The 21,216-nt window shown below is 73.7% G+C and carries 14 protein-coding genes and 2 pseudogenes; 12 read left to right on the top strand and 4 right to left on the bottom strand.

Going from position 1 to position 21,216, the window contains the following annotated elements; translation table 11 throughout:
- Positions 1-29 precede the first annotated feature (29 nt).
- On the top strand, positions 30-1,763 hold the full coding sequence (gene recN, locus AB0R04_RS23370) for a DNA repair protein RecN (protein WP_363374235.1): 1,734 nt from the start codon (positions 30-32) through the stop codon (positions 1,761-1,763).
- A gap of 236 nt (positions 1,764-1,999) precedes the next feature.
- Positions 2,000-3,178 carry a glycosyltransferase family 4 protein gene (locus AB0R04_RS23365; protein ID WP_363374209.1) on the top strand — a complete coding sequence of 393 codons (1,179 nt, stop codon included), beginning with the start codon at positions 2,000-2,002 and terminating at the stop codon, positions 3,176-3,178.
- Positions 3,179-3,324: 146 nt separating this feature from the next.
- Here AB0R04_RS23365 and AB0R04_RS23360 read toward each other — a convergent pair.
- Positions 3,325-5,028, bottom strand: a pseudogene (locus tag AB0R04_RS23360) (glycoside hydrolase family 15 protein); the annotation flags it as partial.
- A 135-nt stretch (positions 5,029-5,163) separates the two neighbouring features.
- Positions 5,164-5,331 (bottom strand): annotated as a pseudogene (locus tag AB0R04_RS23355) (trehalase-like domain-containing protein); the annotation flags it as partial.
- 721 nt (positions 5,332-6,052) lie between these two features.
- Between AB0R04_RS23355 and AB0R04_RS23350 the strand changes: the two are divergent.
- The 10 genes from AB0R04_RS23350 to AB0R04_RS23305 all read left to right on the top strand — a co-directional run bounded on the left by AB0R04_RS23350 (position 6,053) and on the right by AB0R04_RS23305 (position 19,122).
- Positions 6,053-7,732 (top strand): CTP synthase, encoded by a 1,680-nt coding sequence (locus AB0R04_RS23350; protein WP_079135937.1) that lies wholly within the window; start codon positions 6,053-6,055, stop codon positions 7,730-7,732.
- Between the two features lie 93 nt (positions 7,733-7,825).
- Positions 7,826-8,473: an NUDIX hydrolase gene (locus tag AB0R04_RS23345; protein ID WP_063349653.1), complete on the top strand. Its 648-nt coding sequence runs from the start codon at positions 7,826-7,828 to the stop codon at positions 8,471-8,473.
- Between the two features lie 175 nt (positions 8,474-8,648).
- Positions 8,649-10,850 (top strand): AAA family ATPase, encoded by a 2,202-nt coding sequence (locus AB0R04_RS23340; RefSeq protein ID WP_363374205.1) that lies wholly within the window; start codon positions 8,649-8,651, stop codon positions 10,848-10,850.
- 261 nt (positions 10,851-11,111) lie between these two features.
- Entirely contained in the window at positions 11,112-12,227 is a 1,116-nt protein-coding gene (ald, locus tag AB0R04_RS23335) for an alanine dehydrogenase (RefSeq protein WP_063349655.1), read from the top strand.
- A 382-nt stretch (positions 12,228-12,609) separates the two neighbouring features.
- Complete coding sequence (locus tag AB0R04_RS23330; RefSeq protein WP_107452940.1) at positions 12,610-13,776, top strand: ParA family protein; 1,167 nt, start codon at positions 12,610-12,612, stop codon at positions 13,774-13,776.
- Between the two features lie 41 nt (positions 13,777-13,817).
- Positions 13,818-14,351, top strand: a complete 534-nt coding sequence (locus AB0R04_RS23325) for a hypothetical protein (RefSeq protein ID WP_363374233.1) — start codon at positions 13,818-13,820, stop codon at positions 14,349-14,351.
- Positions 14,352-14,536: 185 nt separating this feature from the next.
- Positions 14,537-15,403: a segregation/condensation protein A gene (locus AB0R04_RS23320; protein WP_363374201.1), complete on the top strand. Its 867-nt coding sequence runs from the start codon at positions 14,537-14,539 to the stop codon at positions 15,401-15,403.
- A gap of 320 nt (positions 15,404-15,723) precedes the next feature.
- Positions 15,724-16,359, top strand: a complete 636-nt coding sequence (gene scpB / locus AB0R04_RS23315; RefSeq protein WP_363374231.1) for an SMC-Scp complex subunit ScpB — start codon at positions 15,724-15,726, stop codon at positions 16,357-16,359.
- Between the two features lie 63 nt (positions 16,360-16,422).
- Complete coding sequence (locus tag AB0R04_RS23310; RefSeq protein ID WP_363374198.1) at positions 16,423-17,823, top strand: pseudouridine synthase; 1,401 nt, start codon at positions 16,423-16,425, stop codon at positions 17,821-17,823.
- Positions 17,824-18,138: 315 nt separating this feature from the next.
- Positions 18,139-19,122: a helix-turn-helix domain-containing protein gene (locus AB0R04_RS23305; RefSeq protein ID WP_159398525.1), complete on the top strand. Its 984-nt coding sequence runs from the start codon at positions 18,139-18,141 to the stop codon at positions 19,120-19,122.
- A gap of 98 nt (positions 19,123-19,220) precedes the next feature.
- Here AB0R04_RS23305 and AB0R04_RS23300 read toward each other — a convergent pair whose 3' ends face one another.
- Together AB0R04_RS23300 and AB0R04_RS23295 are read right to left on the bottom strand one after the other, a co-directional pair.
- Positions 19,221-19,583, bottom strand: coding sequence for a DUF952 domain-containing protein (locus AB0R04_RS23300; protein WP_063349658.1), 363 nt, complete (start codon positions 19,581-19,583; stop codon positions 19,221-19,223).
- 82 nt (positions 19,584-19,665) lie between these two features.
- The gene (locus AB0R04_RS23295; RefSeq protein ID WP_363374194.1) at positions 19,666-21,213 is read right to left on the bottom strand and encodes a mucoidy inhibitor MuiA family protein; all 1,548 of its coding nucleotides are present in this window, start codon (positions 21,211-21,213) and stop codon (positions 19,666-19,668) included.
- Between the last annotated feature and the right edge of the window lie 3 nt (positions 21,214-21,216).

Here is a 21,216-nt window from a genome sequence, read left to right as displayed (position 1 = left end):
CTCGTAAGGTCGTCTCCGTGTTGGACGAGATGCGGATACGGGATCTTGGGGTCATCGACGACGCGGTGGTCGAACTCGCCCCCGGCTTCACCGCCGTGACCGGTGAGACCGGCGCCGGAAAGACCATGGTCGTGACCAGCCTCGGCCTGCTGCTCGGCGGCCGCGCCGACCCGGGCCTGGTGCGCAACGGGACCGGACGCGCCGTCGTCGAGGGCCGGCTGGAGCTGCCCCCCGGCTCCCCGGCGGCGATCCGCGCGGCCGAGGCCGGGGCCGAACTGGACGACGGCGCCCTGCTGATCAGCCGGACCGTCTCCGCCGAGGGCCGCTCCCGGGCGTACGTCGGCGGTCGGGCCGTCCCGGTCGGGCTGCTCACCGAACTCGGCGAGGAACTGATCGCCGTGCACGGCCAGACCGACCAGCAGCGGCTGCTGCGCCCGGCCCGCCAGCGCGGCGCGCTGGACCGGTACGCGGGCGAGGCGGTGGCCGAGCCGCTGGCCCGCTACCGGGAGACCTACCGGAGCCTGCGCGAGGTCTCGGCCACCCTGGAGGAGCTGACCACCCGGGCCCGTGAGCGCGCGCAGGAGGCCGATCTGCTGCGCTTCGGCCTGGACGAGATCGCCGCCGCCGAGCCGGTGGCCGGCGAGGACACGGAGCTGGCCGCCGAGGCCGAGCGGCTGGGCCACGCCGACGCGCTGTCCTCCGCCGCGACCCTCGCCCACGCCGCCCTGGCCGGCGACCCGACCGACCCGGAGGCACTGGACGCGGGCACCCTGCTCGCGCAGTCCCGCCGTGCCCTGGACGCCGTGCGCCACCACGACGAGCGCCTCGCCGGCCTCGCCGACCGTCTCAACGAGGTCGGCTACCTGCTCGCCGACGTGGCCGGCGACCTGGCCGGCTACGCGGACGACCTGGACGCCGACCCCGTGCGGCTCGCCGCCGTCGAGGACCGCCGGGCCGTCCTGGCCCAGCTGCTGCGCAAGTACGGCGGCCCGGAGAACTCCCTCGCCGAGGTGCTCGCCTGGGCCGAGGCCGGCTCCGCCCGGCTCGCCGAACTCGACGGCGACGACGACCGGATCGACCAGCTCGGCGCCCAGGAGACCGCGCTGCGAGCCGAGTTGGCCGAGCTGGCAGCCGAGGTGTCGGGCGCCCGGCAGGCCGCGGCCGGGCGTTTCGCCGACGCCGTCTCCGCCGAACTCGCCGAACTGGCGATGCCGCACGCCCGAGTGACCTTCTCGATCGCCCAGGTCGACGACCTGTCGGGGATCGAGGTCGACGGCCGCACCGTCGCCTACGGCCCGCACGGCGTGGACGAGGTCGAGGTGCTGCTCGCCCCGCACCCCGGCGCCCAGCCCCGCCCGATCGCCAAGGGCGCCTCCGGCGGCGAGCTGTCCCGCGTGATGCTCGCCGTCGAGGTGGTCTTCGCGGGCGCCGACCCCGTCCCCACCTACCTGTTCGACGAGGTGGACGCGGGCGTCGGCGGCAAGGCCGCGGTCGAGATCGGCCGCCGGCTGGCCAAACTGGCCGAATCCGCCCAGGTCGTGGTGGTCACCCACCTGCCGCAGGTCGCCGCCTTCGCGGACCGGCACCTGGTGGTGGAGAAGACCAACGACGGCACCGTGACCCGCAGCGGCGTCAAGGTGCTGAACGACGAGGAGCGGGTGCGCGAACTCTCCAGGATGCTGGCCGGCCTGGAGGACTCCGAGCTCGGCCGGGCCCACGCCGAGGAACTGCTGGCCGCCGCCCGGGCCCCGCGCCACCGCTAGGACACTTCGCGTCGAGCGCCCGGCTGGACCTGCTGCGACAGGCCCTGGCCGGGGCGTCCGACCCACCGACAGGGCCGGGTGGCCCTTGCGGACGGAAGGCGACGCGCCCCCGGTGGCGCCGACTGTCCAAGAGGGCCGCCGACCTGGCATGGTGGCGGCTGGACACTGGCTTTCCAGTCCCGAGCGCCGCCGACGGGCAACCCTCGCGAAGCGGCGCGCGAACCTGATCGAGTCGGATGCGAGAGAACGTGGACCATTCCGCCGCCCGGGCCGCCGCTGCCACCCCAGAACCGGGGCAGCTGCACGTGGTACTCGTCCTGGCCGCCAGCACCGGCGGTATCGGTGCCCACGTGCGCTCCCTGGCGCAGGGCCTCGTCGCGCACGGCGTGATCGTCACGGTGTGCGCCCCGGCCGGCACGGACGCGCTGTTCGGCTTCTCCCGCACCGGCGCCAGGTTCCATATCGTCGACATCACCCCCACCGCCGGCGCCCGCAGTGACGCCGCCGCGATCGGCGAGCTGCGCCGGGCCTTCACCGGCGCCGACGTGGTGCACGCGCACGGGCTGCGCGCCGGGCTGCTCGCCGACCTCGCCCTGCGCACCGCAGGCCGCTTCCCGGGCCTGCGCCCGGAGACCCCGCTGGTGGTCACCTCCCACCACGCGCTGCTGGCCACCGGTCTGGAGCGCCGCCTGCAGCGACTGATGGAGCGCCGGGTCGCGCGCGCTGCCGACCTCGTCCTCGGCGCCTCCTCCGACCTGGTCGCCCGGGCCCGCGAGCTGGGCGCCACCGACGCCCGGCTCGGCCCGGTGGCCGCCCCGCCGATGCCCGAGGGTCGGCTCGACCGGGCCGCGGCACGCGCCGCGCTGCTCGGCGACGGCCCGGACCGGCCGCTGGTGCTGGCGGTCGGCCGGCTCGTCCCGCAGAAGGCCTTCGGGCTGCTGCTGGACGCCACCCGCGAGCTGTCCGTGCTGGACCCGGAGCCGCTGCTGCTGCTCGCCGGGGACGGGCCGGAGGCGGCCGGGCTGCGCGAGCGGGTCGCCGCCGAGAAGCTGCCGGTGCGGCTGCTCGGCTTCCGCACCGACGTGCCCGACCTGCTGGCGGCCGCCGACGTGGTGGTGGTCGCCAGTCGTTGGGAGGCCCGCTCGCTGGTGGTGCAGGAGTCGATGCGGGCCGGCGTGCCGGTGGTCGCCACCGCCGTCGGCGGGATCCCCGAGCTGGTCGGCGACGCGGCCGTGCTGGTGCCGGCCGGCGACCCGGTCGCGATCGGCCGGGCGGTGCGCGGGCTGCTGGCCGACCCGGCGGGCCGCGAGCGGCTGGTGGCGGCCGGCCGGCAGCAGGCCGAGACCTGGCCGGACGAGGCCGCCACCGTCGCCCAGGTGCTCAGCACCTACGACGAGCTGGTCCAGCGGGACTAGAAGACTGATGAAGATGTTGAAAGCGCGCCCGGCTTGTACCAGTTCGACCTGATTGACATTTACCGGCAATCTGGGGTGAGTCGGGCGGCCAGAGCAAGATCTTCAAGAGGCTTCTAGGGCCTGTCCGGCCCCAGGCCGCCGGACCGCTAGACCGTCGCCTGTTCGACCCGCTCGGCCGCCAGGCCGTCCGGCTGGGCGGACAGGTAGGCGCCGCCGCAGGCGGTCAGCCGCAGTGCGGTGTCGATCAGCGGGACGTGGCTGAAGGCCTGCGGGAAGTTGCCGACCTGGCGCTTGAGCCGCGGGTCCCACTCCTCGGCGAGCAGGCCGAGGTCGTTGCGCAGCGCGAGCAGCCGGTCGAACAGCTCGCGTGCCTCCTGCACCCGGCCGATCATGGCGAGGTCGTCGGCCAGCCAGAACGAGCAGGCCAGGAAGGCGCCCTCGTGGCCGGAGAGGCCGTCGACGTTGTTGCCGCTCTCGTCGTGGGTCGGGTAGCGCAGCACGAAGCCGTCCTCGGTGGACAGCTCGCGCTGGATCGCCTCGATGGTGCCGATGACGCGCTTGTCGTCCGGCGGCAGGAAGCCGACCTGGGGGATGAGCAGCAGCGAGGCGTCCAGCTCCTTGCCGCCGTAGTACTGGGTGAAGGTGTTGCGCTCCGGGTCGTAGCCCTTCTCGCAGACGTCCCGGTGGATGGTCTCGCGCAGTTCGCGCCAGCGCTCCAGGTGGCCGTCGGAGGGGGCGTCCTCGGGGGTCTGCTCCAGCAGCTTGATCGTCCGGTCGACGGCGACCCAGGCCATCACCTTGGAGTGGACGAAGTGCCGGCGCGGGCCGCGGACCTCCCAGATGCCCTCGTCCGGCTCCTGCCAGTGGTCCTCCAGGTACTCGATCAGGCGCAGCTGGAGGTGGTGGGCGTGGTCGTTGCGGACCAGGCCGGTCATGTGGGCCAGGTGCAGGGCCTCGACGACCTCGCCGTAGACGTCCAACTGGAGCTGGCCGGCCGCGCCGTTGCCGACCCGGACGGGCTGCGAGCCCTCGTAGCCGGGCAGCCAGTCCAGTGAGGACTCGGTGAGCTCGCGCTCGCCGGCGATGCCGTACATGATCTGGAGGTTCTCCGGGTCGCCGGCGACGGCGCGCAGCAGCCACTCGCGCCAGGCCTTGGCCTCGTCGCGGTAGCCGGTGCGCAGCAGCGAGGAGAGGGTGATCGCGGCGTCGCGTAGCCAGGTGTAGCGGTAGTCCCAGTTGCGCTCACCGCCGATGTCCTCGGGCAGCGAGGTGGTGGGGGCGGCGACGATGCCGCCGGTGGGGGCGTAGGTGAGGCCCTTGAGGGTGATCAGGGAGCGGATCACGGCCTCGCGGTAGGGGCCCTGGTAGGTGCACTGGGCGGCCCACTCGTGCCAGAAGTCGGTGGTGGCGTCGAGCATCTCCTCGGCGTCCGGGGCCTTCGGCGCGTCCAAGTGGGAGGCCTGCCAGGTCAGCGCGAAGGCGATCCGCTCGCCGGCGGTGACGGTGAAGTCGGCGTAGGTGGTCAGGTCGCGGCCGTAGGTCTCGGACTCGCCGTCCAGCCACACCGAGTCGGGCCCGGCCACGGCGACGGTGCGGTGGCCGCCTCCGGCCTGCTCGACCCGGTGCACCCAGGGCACGATGCGCCCGTACGAGAAGCGCATCCGCACCGCGGAGCGCATCCGGACGGTGCCGGCCACGCCCTCGACGATCCGGATCACCTGGGGGACGGCGTCGCGGCCGGCCAGCGGGCGCGGCGGCATGAAGTCGATCACCCGGACGGTGCCGCCCTGGGTGTCCCACTCCTGTTCCAGGACCAGTGAGTCGCCCCGGTAGCGGCGGCGGTCGGCGGGCACCGCGGGGGCGGCCGCGGTGGGCGGCGGGACCCTCAGATCGGCGGTGTCGGTGAAGCGGGGGAGGCCGAGGGCGGGGGCGGCCGGGGTGGGGGGTGCCGCGGGGGTGGGGACTTCGGTCGCGACGGCTTCGGCCGGACCGATCCGCCAGAAGCCGTGTTCATCGGTGCCGAGCAGGCCGGCGAACACGGCCGGAGAGTCGAAGCGGGGCAGGCAGAGCCAGTCCACCGCCCCGTCCCTGCTGACCAGGGCAGCGGTCTGCATGTCCCCGATGAGTGCGTAGTCCTCGATACGGCCGGCCACGTGGATCTCCAGTTCGCAATGTGGTCACGACGCATCGGCGATCCGAGGGAGCGAGCGGTCTGCGGGGCCGGAGCCCACCCCGGGACGTCCGGCCCGCCGAAGGGTGGTGGCGGGCCTTGCTGGAGTGTCCGCGCGGGGCTCGGTCGAGCCCCTGGGGTGGGAGGGGAGGAGCTGGAATACGGGGAGGTCCGGTCGCGCATCGGGGACCGGGAGTGTCCTGACCTCCCACGCCCTCCGCGTGCTCGTGCTGTCGGCGATGCGTCCGTGCAGCTTACGACGGACGAAAGGGGCGAAGCACGCGGGCGCAGCCTCGTGTGGCGCCACAATTCGGCGGAAATGCCGTGCATCGCGAGGACGCCGGGCAGGATGGTCCGGACGGATCAGTTCCGCCTGGTCCCAGTGGAGGGGCTGTCATGGCCCGAACGGAGTGCTCCGAAGTGGCCCGGTCCGGCCGTGGTGCGACCGGTGTGACTGCTGCGCCGGATGATGCGCCGGTGGTGCGCCCCGCGCACGCCCCCCGGGGCGCCGCGAGCGGGCCGGAAGGCGTCCCGGTCGCGTCACTGATACCCTGGTATCCCGTGGACCGGTGGGATCAAACGCCCCGGACCAGCCGAATCGACGACCCCCCGAGTGCCGTGCACCGCACCGCCTCCCGTCGTTCGGCGAGTCGAGAGCATCCCGCCCACGTCACCTTCGACACGCGACCCACGGGAGCCCCCTCTTGGCACAGCCCCATTCCGGCAAGGCAGCGAACGGCCGCGCCGTGACGACCAAGCACCTCTTCGTCACCGGGGGTGTCGCCTCTTCGCTCGGCAAGGGCCTCACCGCCTCCAGCCTCGGCGCGCTCCTCAAGGCCCGCGGCCTGCGCGTCACGATGCAGAAGCTCGACCCGTACCTCAACGTGGACCCGGGCACCATGAACCCGTTCCAGCACGGTGAGGTCTTCGTCACGGACGACGGCGCCGAGACCGACCTGGACATCGGCCACTACGAGCGGTTCCTGGACACCAACCTGCACGGTTCGGCGAACGTCACCACCGGCCAGGTCTACTCCACCGTCATCGCCAAGGAGCGACGCGGCGAGTACCTGGGCGACACCGTCCAGGTCATCCCCCACATCACCAACGAGATCAAGTCCCGGATCCGCCGGATGGCGACCGAGGACGTCGACGTGGTGATCACCGAGGTCGGCGGGACCGTCGGCGACATCGAGTCGCTGCCGTTCCTGGAGGCCGTCCGCCAGGTCCGCCACGAGGTCGGCCGGGACAACGTGTTCTTCGTGCACGTCTCCCTGCTGCCGTACATCGGCCCCTCGGGCGAGCTGAAGACCAAGCCCACCCAGCACTCCGTCGCCGCGCTGCGCAACATCGGCATCCAGCCCGACGCGATCGTGCTGCGCGCCGACCGCGAGGTCCCGCAGGCCATCAAGCGCAAGATCTCGCTGATGTGCGACGTGGACGAGGAGGCCGTGGTGGCGGCGATCGACGCCAAGTCGATCTACGACATCCCCAAGGTCCTGCACGGCGAGGGCCTGGACGCCTACGTGGTGCGCCGGCTCGACCTGCCGTTCCGCGACGTGGACTGGACCACCTGGGACGACCTGCTGCGCCGCGTCCACGAGCCGCAGCACATCGTCAAGGTCGCGCTGGTCGGCAAGTACATCGACCTGCCCGACGCCTACCTGTCGGTGACCGAGGCGCTGCGCGCCGGCGGCTTCGCCAACAATGCCCGGGTCGAGATCAAGTGGGTGACCTCGGACGACTGCGAGACCCCCGAGGGCGCCCGGGCGCAGCTCGGCGACGTGGACGCGATCTGCATCCCCGGCGGCTTCGGCGACCGCGGCGTCAACGGCAAGGTCGGCGCCATCACCTTCGCCCGCGAGAACCGCGTCCCGCTGCTCGGCCTGTGCCTGGGTCTGCAGTGCGTGGTCATCGAGGCGGCCCGCAACCTGGCCGGCCTGCCCGAGGCCAACTCCACCGAGTTCGACGCCGCCGCCAAGCACCCGGTCGTCTCCACGATGGCCGAGCAGCTGGCCATCGTCGACGGCAAGGGCGACCTGGGCGGCACCATGCGCCTGGGCCTGTACCCGGCCAAGCTCGCCGAGGGCTCGATCGTCCGTGAGGTCTACGGCGGCGAGCAGTACGTCGAGGAGCGCCACCGCCACCGCTACGAGGTCAACAACGCCTACCGCGCGGACCTGGAGAAGACCGGCCTGCAGTTCTCCGGCCTCTCCCCGAAGGGCGACCTGGTCGAGTACGTCGAGTACCCGCGCGAGGTGCACCCGTACCTGGTGGCCACCCAGGCCCACCCGGAGCTGAAGTCCCGCCCGACCCGCCCGCACCCGCTGTTCGCGGGCCTGGTCAAGGCCGCCATCGAGATCAAGACCACCGCGGCCGAGTAAGTCGTCGGTCGTTCACCGGACGGCGGCCCCGCGATTCCCGCGGGGCCGCCGTCCGGCGTTAGATTGTGTCGCACTGACGAAAAGGGGAGAGCGATGGACGAGCAGCGCGACCAGGGGATCGCCGACGTGGCCGAGGAGTGGGAGGTCCGGGAGAGCCGGACGCCGTTCCAGGGCAAGGTCACCGGCGTGCGCAGCGAAGAGGTCCGGATGCCCGACGGCAGCTGGGCCCGCCGCGACTACCAGACCCACCCCGGCTCGGTCTCCGTGCTCGCCCTGGACGCCAAGCAGCGGGTGCTGGTCCTGCGGCAGTACCGCCACCCCGTCCGCCAGCGCCTGTGGGAGCTGCCCGCCGGCCTGCTCGACGTGCCCGGCGAGAACCCGTGGCACGCCGCGCAGCGCGAGCTGTACGAGGAGGCGCACTGCAAGGCCGACACCTGGCGCATCCTCGCCGACTACTACACCTCCCCCGGCGGCACCGACGAGGCGCTGCGGATGTTCCTCGCCACCGACCTCGCGGAGGCCGAGGGCGAGCGCTACGCGGCGCAGGGTGAGGAGCAGGAGATCGAGGTCGCCTGGGTGCCGGTGTCCGACCTGATCCGGCTGATCCACGCCGGGCGGCTGCACAACCCGACCCTGATCACCGGCACGCTCGCCGTGCACGCCGCGCTCACCGGACCGGACGGGCTGGACGGGCTGCGCCCGGCGGACTCGCCCTGGCCGGCCCGGCCCTTCGAGGGGTGAGCGAACGGCCCGTACGCCTCCTGAGCGCCCTGCTGTTGATCCGCGAGGGTGATTTACCGGTTCGTACGACCGGATGTCACCTCGGCTGAGCCGGACGGTCGAACTACGCTTCGCAGACAGGGCGCCCGTCCCGGGCCGCCTCCGCTGAGGCCGGATGACGTCGGGAGTGGCACGGGTGGCGAGGAAGACGGCGACGATGGACCCCGGCCCCGACGCGCCCGTCGGGGCCGTTCCGGGCCTCGACCGGCTGCCGGCCGGGCCCGCACTGTTCGTCGGGCGGCGCACCGAGCTGGCCGCGCTGCGGGCGGCCGCCGCGCGCCCGGCCACCGGCCGCAGCCCGGTGCTGGTGCTGGCCGGCCGCCCCGGCTCCGGCCGCACCACGCTGGCGGTCCGCTTCGCCCGCACCGCCGCCGCGGACCACCCCGACGGCGTGCTCTTCGCGCGCCTGTCCGCCCCCGACGGCGGCCGGGTGACGCCCGCCCGGGCCGCCCGGCTGCTGCTGGAGCAACTCGACCCCGAGGCCCCCGTGCCGCTGCCCGGCGCCACCGGGGACGGGCGGGACGAGCCCGCCTGCGTCGCGCTGCGCGAGGCGCTCGTGGGCCGCCGGGTGCTGCTGGTGCTGGACGACGTCCGGGACGCCGGGCAGCTGTGGCCGCTGCTCGCCGACGAACCCGGCTGCCTGGTGCTCGCCACCACCGCCGGGCCGCTCACCGGCATCGAGGACATCGACCCGGTGATCCTCGGCGGGCTCGACCGGCAGGCCTCCGGCGAACTGCTCGCCGACCTGGTCGGCGGCACCCGGATCTCCTGCGACCCGGTCGGCGGCGCCGACCTGGCCGAGGCCTGCGCGGCCCGGCCGGCCGCCCTGCGGCTGATGGCCGGGTGGCTGCGCGGCGACCCGAAGGCGGCCGTCACCGAGGCGGCGCGCGAGCTCACCCGGGTGGTGGGCGAGGAGTCGGCGCGCTCGGCGGCGCCGAAGGGGGAGGGGGAGAAGGCGGAGAAGCCCGTCCAGGGGCCGAAGACCGCCCAGGCGTCGACGCCCGGGAAGGCGGCGAAGCCGGTACCGGGGGCGGCGTCGGGGAAGGCCGCGAAGCCCGTACAGGGCACGGCGTCGGGGAAGGCTGCGAAGCCCGTACAAGGGCTGAAGGCTGCCCAGGCGTCCACGCCCGGGAAGGCCGGGAAGGCCGCGACGCCCTCGCCGTCGGGGGAGAAGCCGGCCGAGGGCCCGGCGCCGGAGCCCGCCGCCGCCGAGACGGCCGGGGAGCAAGCGGCCTGGGTGAAGCCCGGCCCGGAGCCGGCCGAGCCGGTGCCCGTCCCCGACAGCGACCCGCTGATCGGCGCGTTCACCCTGCTGTACGGCACCCTCCCGGCCGCCCAGGCGCGGATGCTGCGCACTCTCACCCTGGCCCCGGCGCAGACCGCCGACCCGCGCACCGCCTCCGCCCTGGTCGGCTGCCCGGCACCGGAGGCGGCTGTGACGCTCGCCGCACTGGCCGAACGGGAGCTGCTCGGCCAGGAGGCGCCGGCCGCCGACGGCAGCCCGCGCTACCGGGTGCCCGGCCGTCTCTACCCGAGGCTGGTCCGGCTGCGCGAGCAGGAGGACCGGCCCGCCGAGACCGAGCTCGCCCGGGCCCGGCTGCTGGAGCGGCTGGTCCGGCTCACCGAGTCGGCCCGCGCCCTGCTGGACCCGGCGGGTGGCCCCGGGCCGGACCCGCTGCCCGCCGCCCTGCGGCTGGGCTCGGCGGCGCACGCCCGGGAGTGGCTGCTCGGCGAGCGGGACCTGCTGCTCGGGGCGGTGGCCGACGCGATCGGCCAGGGCGACCTGGACGGCTCGGCGGGCCGGCTGGTCACCGCGCTGCTGCGGACCCTGCCGCTCACCGGCGCCGCCCCCGCCGACCTCTACCGGCTGCACGAACTGGTGCTGACCGTCGCCGAGCGGCACGGCCGACCCCGCCGGGCCTCGGCCGCGCTGCTCAACCTGGGCGACCTGCAGGCCGCCGCGGGCCGCTGGGAGCAGGCCGTCGCGCACTACCGGGCCGCCCTGGAGCACGCCCGCACGGCCGGGGACGAACCGCTCTGCGCCCGGGCCCTGGAGGGCGCCGCCGGCTGCCACCGCGCGCTCGGCGACGCGGTGCGCGCCGCCGACTGGTACGGGCGGGCGCTCGGCCTGCGGCAGTCGATGGGGGAGCCCGCCGCCGAGGCCCGGCTGCTCGCCCGGGTGGCCGAGGCGCACACCGCACAGCGCCGTTTCGACGAGGCGGACCGCGAGTACCGGGCCGCGCTGGCGGTGCTGCGCAGGCTCGGCGACGAGCGCGGCCGGGAGGCCGTCGGGGCCGCCCTCGCGGACCTGCGGGAACGCGTCGACGCCGGGTGGTGAGGGGTATTTCGGAGGTATTGTCGAAGATACCCGGTTAACACACCTTTGGTGGGAAGATCGCAAGGGAAGCCTACGAACCTGCCAATGTGTTCGGCAGATTTATTCACTTTGGAAGGCTGACACGCCGACTGGGCTTCATTACACTCGAACTCAGTCGCGCAGCGATCCCCGCCCCGGGCTGCCCCGGAGGCTTCCCCACGTGCGCGTCGCCCGCCGGTCTTCTCCGGTAGGGACCCCCATGGCAAGAGGACGTGTTTAGCCGTGAAGGTCGGCATCCCCCGCGAGGTCAAGAACCACGAGTACCGCGTGGCCATCACGCCCGCCGGCGTGCATGAGCTGGTCCGCAACGGACACTCGGTCTACATCGAGGACAACGCCGGTGTCGGCTCCTCGATCCCCAACGAGGAGTACGTGGCCGCCGGCGCCACCATCCTCCCCACCGCCGACGAGGTGTGGGCCACGGCCGACCTGCTGCTGAAGGTCAAGGAGCCCATCGCCTCCGAGTACCACCGGCTGCGCAAGGGCCAGACCCTCTTCACGTACCTGCACCTGGCGGCCGACCGTGCCGGTACCGACGCGCTGATCGCCTCGGGCACCACCGCCATCGCGTACGAGACCGTGCAGCTCGGCAACGGCGCGCTGCCGCTGCTCGCCCCGATGTCCGAGGTCGCGGGCCGTCTCGCCCCGCAGGTCGGCTCGTACCACCTGATGCGCCCGGCCGGCGGCCGCGGCGTGCTGCCCGGCGGCGTGCCCGGCACCCACCCGGCCAAGGCCGTCGTCATCGGCGGTGGCGTCTCCGGCTGGCACGCGGCCACCATCGCCATCGGCATGGGCTACGACGTGACCCTGCTCGACCGCGACATCAACAAGCTGCGCGAGGCCGACCGCATCTTCGGCACGAAGATCAAGGCCATCGTCTCCAACACCTTCGAGCTGGAGAAGGCCGTCATCGAGGCCGACCTGGTCATCGGCGCGGTGCTGATCCCGGGCGCCAAGGCCCCGAAGCTCGTCACCAACGAGCTGGTCTCCCGCATGAAGCCGGGCTCCGTGCTCGTCGACATCGCCATCGACCAGGGCGGCTGCTTCGAGGACTCGCACGCCACCACGCACGCCGAGCCGACCTTCCAGGTCCACAACTCGGTCTTCTACTGCGTGGCCAACATGCCGGGCGCCGTCCCGAACACCTCCACCTACGCGCTGACCAACGCGACGATGCCGTACGTCGTCGAGCTGGCCAACCGCGGTTGGAAGGAGGCGCTGCGCCGTGACCCGGCGCTCGCCAAGGGCCTGAACGTGCACGAGGGCCAGATCACCTTCCCGGCCGTGGCCGAGGCCTTCGGCCTGGAGTCGGTCTCGCTGGAGAGCGTGCTCGCCTGATCCGGTGATCCAGTGATCTGGTGATCCAGCGATCCGCTGATCTGGCGATCCAGTGATCCGGTAGGCCGCCCGGCGGTCGTTCGCCCCCGACCCGATCCCCTCGGGCCGGGGGCTTCGCCGTGCCCGTGAACGGGTGGTTGAGCGGGCGGGTCGCTCTGTCGTCAATTTCTGTCGGTCGTGTCACCCCACCGCAGAAACGTTAGGGTCAACGGCCTACTCATCCCTTGACATCGGCCCGCCCGATAGTCGACACATCCGGCCCACTACCGTGGATTGTGTTGCTGCGAACGCCTTGAACGGCCTAGAGTCGCAAACCGTCGGCATGCTGCCACGCTGACGAATCGACATAGAGTCCTGGATGCCCAAGGAGGTAAGACGACTTGTGAATGAGTCGACATTTGCTCCCGGGGGTGGTCAGCCAGGACTGGCGGAGCGCACCGCCGGCCAGCCGAGTGAGGAGCCCGGGGCCCGGCAGCCCTCCGTGGGCTCGGCCGAGGTCGGCTCGGTCGCACTCCGTACCTTCGAAGCACGCCAGAACACAGCGCAGGTGACCACGGTGACCGATCACGACGCCGACTTGGCGGCCTACGGCCTGGCCTACGGCGAGTTCGCCTACGGTGCCTACGACGACCCGGACGCCGAGTACGAGCCGGACCCGGAGTACGCCGCCACGCTGGCCCCCGACGCCGCGCGCCAGCGCCGCGAGCGGGTCGGCCCGACCGGCCGCCCGCTGCCGTACTTCCCGATCCCCGCCCCGGTCGCCGAGCACGGCCCCGCGCAGATCATCGCCATGTGCAACCAGAAGGGCGGCGTCGGCAAGACCACGTCGACCATCAACCTGGGCGCCGCGCTGGCCGAGTACGGCCGCCGGGTGCTGCTCGTCGACTTCGACCCGCAGGGCGCGCTCTCGGTCGGCCTCGGCGTCAACCCGATGGAGCTCGACGTCACCGTCTACAACCTGCTCATGGAGCGGGGCCTGACGGCCGATGAAGTGCTGCTCAAGACGGCCGTGCCGGGCATGGACCTGCTGCCGTCCAACATCGACCTCTCCGCCGCCGAGGTGCAGCTGGTCAGCGAGGTGGCCCGGGAGTCCGCGCTGGCCCGCGCGCTGAAGCCGCTGCTGCCCGACTACGACTTCGTCATCATCGACTGCCAGCCCTCGCTGGGCCTGCTGACGGTCAATGCGCTGACCGCCGCTCACAGCGTCATCGTCCCGCTGGAGTGCGAGTTCTTCGCGCTGCGCGGCGTCGCACTGCTGACCGAGACCATCGAGAAGGTGTGCGAGCGGCTCAACCCCGAGCTGCGCCTGGACGGAATCCTCGCGACCATGTACGACTCGCGCACCGTGCACAGCCGCGAGGTGCTGGCGCGCGTCGTCGAGGCGTTCGGCGAGCACGTCTTCCACACCGTCATCGGGCGGACCGTGCGCTTCCCGGAGACCACCGTCGCCGGCGAGCCCATCACCACGTACGCGACCAACTCGGTCGGTGCCGCCGCCTACCGCCAGCTCGCCAGGGAGGTGCTCGACCGGTGCCGCCCCGCCGAGTGAGTCTCCCGGGGGCCGACGAGCTGTTCCGGACCACCGGCGGGATGGCGCTGTCGCCCTCCCTCGCGCCGCGTCCGGCCGCCGAGGCAGCCAGAGCGGAGACCGCGCGGACCGTCCACGGCACGGACGGCGCCGAAGGCGCCGAGGACGCCCAGCGCACCGGCGAGGCCGGGCGGCAGCCGTCCCAGGACCAGCAGTCGGCCGCCGGCGCACCGGCGGGCGCCCAGCCGCCCGCCCAGCGCTCCGCCTCGTCAGCCGGGCCCCAGGGCGCCGTGCCGGCCGGTCGCCAGCACCCCGGTGCCGCCGAGGAGCAGGCCGGCGGCACCGGGCGCGCCCGGCCGCGCGGCCGCGCGCCGCGCCGCCCCAGCGGGCGCGAGCGGCACGACGAGAAGATCACCGTGTACGTGTCCGCCGAGGAGCTCATGGACCTGGAGCACGCCCGGCTGGTGCTGCGCGGTGAGCACGGCCTGGCCGTGGACCGCGGGCGGATCGTCCGGGAGGCCATCGCGGTCGTCCTGGCGGACCTGGAGCAGCGCGGTGAGGCCTCCATCCTGGTCCGGCGGTTGCGCGGCCGCTAGGCCCCTTCCTGGGCGTCGGCAGTGCCTCTGGTGCTGCCGGTGCGGTGCCTCCGGTGCGGCGGTCCCGGTGTGGCATCCCCGGCGCGGCATCCCTGGTGTGGCGTGTCGGCGTCCTGCGGTGTCGACGGCGTGTCGACGGCCCCGGGGGCGGGGCGGGCGGTCGGGCCGGGTGAAGATGGACCGTCATGCCGAGCACCGCCGAACCACCCACCACCGCCGTGAACGCGACCGAGGAACAGCCGCGGGGCGGTTTCCGGGTGCGGCTGGACAACTTCGAAGGCCCCTTCGACCTGCTGCTCAGCCTGATCGCGAAGCACAAGCTCGACGTCACCGAAGTGGCGCTGGCCACCGTCACCGACGAGTTCATGGCACACATCCGGGCGATGGGCCCGGACTGGGACCTGGACGCGGCGACCGAGTTCCTGGTCGTCGCCGCGACCCTGCTCGACCTCAAGGCCGCCCGGCTGCTGCCCGCCGCCGAGGTCGAGGACGAGGAGGACCTGGCGCTGCTGGAGGCCCGCGACCTGCTGTTCGCCCGGTTGCTGCAGTACCGGGCGTACAAGCGGGCGGCGGCTCTCTTCGGCGAGCGCTGGGCCGCCGAGCTGGCCCGACGCCCGCGCACCGTCGGGCTGGAGCCCCGGCATGCCGGGCTGCTGCCCGAGGTGGTCATCACCATCGGCCCGGAGCGGCTCGCGGAGCTGGCGGCCAGGGCCATGGAACCCAAGCCGAAGCCCGTCGTGTACGTCGACCACATCCACAGCCCGCCGGTCAGTGTGCGTGAGCAGGCCGGGCTGGTGGTCGGGCTGCTCACCGAGCTCGGCGAGGCGTCGTTCCAGCGGCTGGTCGCGGACGCGCCGGACGAGCTGGTGGTCGTCGCCCGTTTCCTGGCGCTGCTGGAGCTGTACCGGGAACGGGTGCTGGCCTTCGAGCAGCCGGAGGCGCTGGGCGAACTGCTGGTGCGCTGGGTGGCGGAGGCGGACCGGGGCGCGGTCGAGGTGACGGACGAGTTCGACCGGCCGGTGGGCGCGCGGGAGCGGGAGGAGAGTCGATGAGCGGTGGGAGCGGGAGCCCGAGTGGGGGCGGTGGGGGCGGTGGGGGCGGCGGGCGGCCGGTGCGGCGCCCGCTCGGGCTGCCGGGGCGGCCGCGGGCCGGGGAGTGGCTGGAGCCGGCCTTCGAGCTGCTGCCGGAGCCGGTGGCAGGGCCGGTGAAGCCGGTGGCGGCGTCCGTGGGTGTCTCGTCGGAGGGCGAGGCCCGGGTCGTACACCAGAAGTCGGCCCCGTCGACTTCCGGCGTCGCTGATCTGGTCGGCGTCGCCGATCCGGCCGAGGATGCTGATCGGGCCGAGGGTGCTGATTCGGCCGAGGGCGAGGAGGTGGCCGGGGCCGGACTGAAGGCCGAGCTGGAGGCGATCCTGATGGTCGTCGACGAGCCGGCCGGGGAGGAGCGGCTGGCCGGCGTGCTGGAGCGGCCCCGGGCGCAGGTGGCCGCGACGCTGCGCGAACTGGCCGCCGAATACACCGCCCAGGGCCGCGGATTCGACCTGCGGCTGGTCGCCGGCGGGTGGCGGTTCTACAGCCGGGACACCTGCGCTCCGGCCGTCGACCGCTTCCTGCTGGACGGCCAGCAGGCCCGGCTCACGCAGGCCGCACTGGAGACCCTGGCGGTCGTCTCCTACCGGCAGCCGGTGTCCAGATCGAGGGTTTCCGCCGTCCGCGGTGTGAACTGTGACGGCGTGATGCGTACCCTGGTACAGCGAGGACTGGTGGAAGAGGCCGGATCCGAGCCCGAAACAGGTGCGATCCTGTATCGGACGACGAACTACTTCCTGGAACGGATGGGGCTCCGCGGCCTGGACGAGCTGCCGGAGCTTGCTCCCTTCCTGCCCGAGGTCGACGACGTGGAAGCGGAGTCCCTGGAGGGCACGATGATCGCGGAGGCGGTCGCCGCCGCTGCCGTGAAGGCCGTGGACGGCAGTGGCGAGGCCGGTCGGGCTGCGCCTGATCGGTAGGGGGCGGTGAGGTCGGCCGAAACGACCGCACATCCCAGACGGTAACGACGTACGGACACTTTGATGCGTAGCAGTGGCAACGGCAGGAACGGCAGCGGCGGCGGCAGCGGTCGCAGCGGACAGGGCGGGGGCCGGGGCGGCGGCTCCTACGGCGGCAGCGGCAGCGGCCGCAGCGGCTCGGGCTCCGGCTCGGGCTCCGGCTCGGGCTCCGGCTCGCGCGGGGGTTCGTACGGCGGTGGGTCCGGCTCGGGCTCGCGCGGCGGCTCGTACGGCGGTGGCAGCGGTGCCGGTTCGCGTGGCGGCTCGGGCTCGGGCTCGGGTTCGCGTGGGGGTTCGTACGGCGGTGGGTCCGGCTCGGGTTCGCGCGGAGGCTCGTACGGCGGCGGCAGCGGTGCCGGTTCGCGCGGTGGCTCCGGCTCGGGCTCCGGCTCGTACGGGCGGGACAGCCGCCGGGACGACCGGCGCGACGACAACCGGTACCCGGACCGCCCGCTGCGGCCCGAGGAGCGGCGCTACGACCGCCCCGAGTACGGCGGCGGCCCCAACGCCACCCCCGCCCGCGGCGGCTTCTCCGGGCGTCGTCCCAGCCCGGCCCCGCGCCCGCGCCGTGAGGGCCAGGGCGCCCCGGGCGACCCGCGCCGCCAGCCGCAGCGCTCGCGCGAGCTGCAGGCCAAGATCGAGGACGCCGTCCTCGCCCGGCACGACAAGCCGGCCGTCAAGCTGCCCAAGACCTTCGGCGAGCCCGAGGGCGAGCGCCTGCAGAAGGTGCTGGCCCGGGCGGGCATCGGCAGCCGCCGCGCCTGCGAGGAGCTGATCGAGCAGGGCCGGGTCCAGGTCAACGGCAAGCTCGTCACGGAGCAGGGCAAGCGGGTCGACCCGCAGAACGACGAGATCAAGGTGGACGGCCTGACCGTCGCCACCCAGTCGTACCTGTTCTTCGCGCTCAACAAGCCGGCCGGCGTGGTCTCCACCATGGAGGACCCGGACGGGCGCCAGTGCCTCGGCGACTACGTGACCAACCGGGAGACCCGGCTGTTCCACGTCGGCCGTCTGGACACCGAGACCGAGGGCATCATCCTGCTCACCAACCACGGCGAGCTGGCCCACCGTCTCACCCACCCCCGGTACGGCGTGACCAAGACCTACCTGGCCGCCATCCAGGGCCCGATCCCGCGCGACCTGGGCAAGCAGCTGGCGCAGGGCATCGAGCTGGAGGACGGCTTCGCGCGCGCCGACAGCTTCAAGGTGATCTCCAACGTCGGCAAGAACTACCTGGTCGAGGTGACCCTGCACGAGGGTCGCAAGCACATCGTCCGCCGGATGCTGTCCGAGGCCGGCTTCCCGGTCGAGAAGCTGGTGCGCACGCACTTCGGCCCGATCGCGCTGGGCGACCAGAAGTCGGGCTGGCTGCGCCGTCTGACCAACCCCGAGGTCGGTCAGCTGATGCGCGAGGTCGGTCTGTAGACCGGTCGGTATATTTCTGTAGACCGGTCGGTATATTCCGTTCGGGCTATATAGACCGGTCGGTATATTCCCGCCGGAGTCTGTAGACCGGTCGGTATATTCGGGCTTCTGTCGAGGGCCTCCCCGTCGAAAGGCGGGGAGGCCCTCGGTCGTCCGGTGGGGGTGGGCGGGGTGCGAGGCGGGCCGCAACCCCTGGTCACGGCCTTGTCAGTGCCATGATCTGTGGCAGAGGATTGCCACCGGACCACCACCCGCCCAGTGGCGGGACTGCGCCAAGGCCGGCGCCGGTGGGGGGCGAACGGGGGAGACGGCGTCGTGTCGGATGCACCACTCAGCGCACTGGGACTGGCCGAGCCGGACGGACAGGTCTACGCGGCGCTGGTGGCCAATCCGCAGTCCACCGCGGAGGAACTGGCCGAGGGCTGCGGCCTGACGCTCCAGCAGAGCGTGCGCGCCCTGGACCGCCTGGCGCAGCAGGGCATGGCGACCCGGGCGCCGGTGGACCGGCAGCGCTACCTGCCGGTCGCCCCCGACGTCGCGATCGGCACCCTGATCGGCCACCGCGAGTCCGAACTGCGGCACGCCCGGGCCGAGATGCACCGCCTGATGGACGCCTTCCGGGAGGCCTCCCGGTACACCGATCCGGCGCACTCGGTGGAGGTGCTGACCGGTGGCGAGGCGATCGCGCAGCGGCTGGAGCACATCACCGAGACCAGCCAGTACCAGGTCCGCGGCTTCGACCGCCCGCCGTACATCCAGGATCCGGTGACCCCGATCCCGTTGCAGCGGCGGCGGTTGCGGGAGGGCCTGCGGCTGCGGACCGTCTACGACCGGGACGCGGTGGCCTGGCCGGGCCGGCTGGAGCGGAACATCCTGGCCGGGGTCGCGGACGGCGAGGAGGCCCGGGTCCGGCCGTCGCTGCCGATGAAGATGATCATTTCGGACGACCGGATGGCGATCATCCCGATCAGCGTGGGCGACAGCGTCCTCGACGCCGCGTACGTCATCCACCCCTCCGCGCTGCTCCAGGCGCTGGACACGCTGTTCGAGGCGGAGTGGGAGCGCGCCGTCCAGTTGCAGGCCGCGATCGGCACCGGGGACGCGACGCTGGAGCCGGAGGCCGACCACCGCAAGCTGCTGGGCCTGCTGGCGGCCGGCCTCACCGACGAGTCGATCGCCCGGTCGCTGGGCTGGAGCGCCCGCACCACGCAGCGCCGGTTGCAGAGCCTGATGCGCTCGCTGGGCGCCACCACCCGCTTCCAGGCCGGTATGGCGGCCCGGGAGCGGGGCTGGTTGTGAGCTGGCTGACCGGCTGGTTGTGACCGGGGCTGGTTGTGCACCGGGCCGGGTGGGCCGTCGGGGTCGGCCGTCGGGGGTGGGCCGTCGGGGGTTGGGCGTCAGCTCCAGGGGGTGAGGGTGGCCCAGCGGCCGTCCGGGCCGCGTTCGACCTTCAGCAGGCCCTTGACGGCGGAGCGGTTGAGCCGTCCGTAGACGTGCGGGAACAGCAGGCCGGGGGTCGCCCCGGGCGGCGGTGCGCCGTGCGGGGCCTCCCACTTGACCATCGGTTCCACCTGTGACTCCTCGATCAGCAGCGCCATCAGCGGGTCGGGAGTGTCGGCGAAGAAGGCGTTGGCCACCGCGAGCGCCGTCTGTTCGTCCGCCGAGCAGTGGATGAACCCGTCGGTGAGCAGCGACGCGGTGGTGTACGGCCGACCGGGGTCGGACAGCCAGTCGTCCAGGGGTGCGAGGTGGAGGATCATGTTCCTGTTCTACCCGGTTTGGTCCTGAGCGGTCGTCACGAGCGGACCGGTGTTCAGGCGGCGGCGGAGGAGGCCAGGCTCCTCAGAGCCCGGCGACCTTGGCGGTGGCGGAGACCTCGTAGACGAGCGTGACCGTCCGACGGGCGCCGGGCCCGAGCGGGACGTCCCAGCGGAGGATGCCCTCGGCGTCGAAGGCGTCCGGCGACGGGGAGCACTCCTCCTTGCGCAGCCGCACCTCCACCGCCGACACCTCGGAGACCGGCACCCGCTCGCGGACCGCGACGACCTGCTCGTCCCGCTCCTCCGGGCCGGAGAAGCGGGAGAGGTGCAGCCGCACCGTCCGGGTGGTCGTCTGGCGGCCGGTGAGCCCGGCGGTGGCCTGGCGCTCCTCGGCCTCGCGGACCACCCGGTAGCCGTCCGAACTGCCGAACGCCAGCTCGGCGTCGGCCCCGGCGGCGGTGAAGCCCAGCTCGCCCCGACCGGTGAAGCCGCTGCCGCGGACCAGTTCGACCGGACCCGCCAGCAGCGGGTGCCCGGCCGCGTTGCGGAACCGGACCACCTGGGTCACCAGCGGGGACAGCTCCGGCGCGCACGCGTACTCGCTGCTCGCCTGCCCGGTGAAGGCGCCGAGCGGCACCCGGTGCGCCTGGCCGTCGGAGGGCACGGTGGCCGGGGCGGGCGCGGGCAGCACCCGGACCTCCCCGCCGTCGTCCACCCCCGGCACCCCGGCGGCCGGGCCGAGCGCGCTGATCGCCTCCTCGCGCAGCTCCACCTCGACCGTGCGGCGCTCCTCCGCGGTGCGCTCGCGCAGCATCAGGACGTCCTCGGCGACGGCGGGCGGGTCGGTGGCGAGGGCCGAGCGGGCGGTGGAGAAGGTGAGCCGGACGCCGGTCCAGTCCTCGCCGGTGCGCTGCCAGACCACCGCCTCCGACTCCAGCCGCAGGCTCCCGCCGTCCAGGGTGGCCCGGTACGAGGGGCGCCAGAGGGCGCACGGCACCAGGTGGGTGACGGCCAGCCCGCTCGGGCCGGGCTGCGCCGCCTCGACGGTGAGCTCCAGGTGGGCGACCAGTTCGGCCGGTTCCTCCTCGGCCTGGTCGAGGGCGATCAGGGCCTGCGAGCGCTCCTGGTCCAGGCGGCGCAGCCGGGAGTGGGTGGTCCGCAGCTCCTCGCCGTGGCGCTCGCGTTCGGCGTCCACCCGGTCCAGTTCGCGGGCCCAGCGGGTGCGTTCGAGCTCGCCGATCCCGGCGCCCTCGCCGATCTCGCGCAGCAGGTCGGCGGAGAGCTGGGCGAGCAGCGCCAGCCGGGCCTCCAGGCGGGCGCGGGCCTGGTCGGCGAGGCGGCTCGCGGTCTCCAGCTCGTGCAGCCGGTGGCGCAGCCGGGAGTCCTCCGGGCCGGGCGGCAGCGGGGCGCGCGGGATCCAGTCGCGGACGATCCGGGCGTCCAGCACGCGGGTGCCGGGGGCGGTGGTCTCGGCGCGCAGGGTGCGGTCGACGGCGAGCGCGGTGAGCGGGCCCAGGCGCAGCCGCTGGACGCCCGCGGCGAGGTCGACGGTGGCGGTGCGTTCGACCTGGCCGCGGTCCTCCAGGCAGGTGACGGCGGTGACGGGGAGGGGGATGGTCGTTCCGGTCATCGT

It is taken from the genome of Kitasatospora sp. NPDC056731 (genome assembly GCF_040687675.1).
Taxonomy (GTDB): domain Bacteria; phylum Actinomycetota; class Actinomycetes; order Streptomycetales; family Streptomycetaceae; genus Kitasatospora.
Note: the sequence above shows the minus strand (reverse complement) of the source record. Positions and strands in the feature narration are given on the sequence as shown.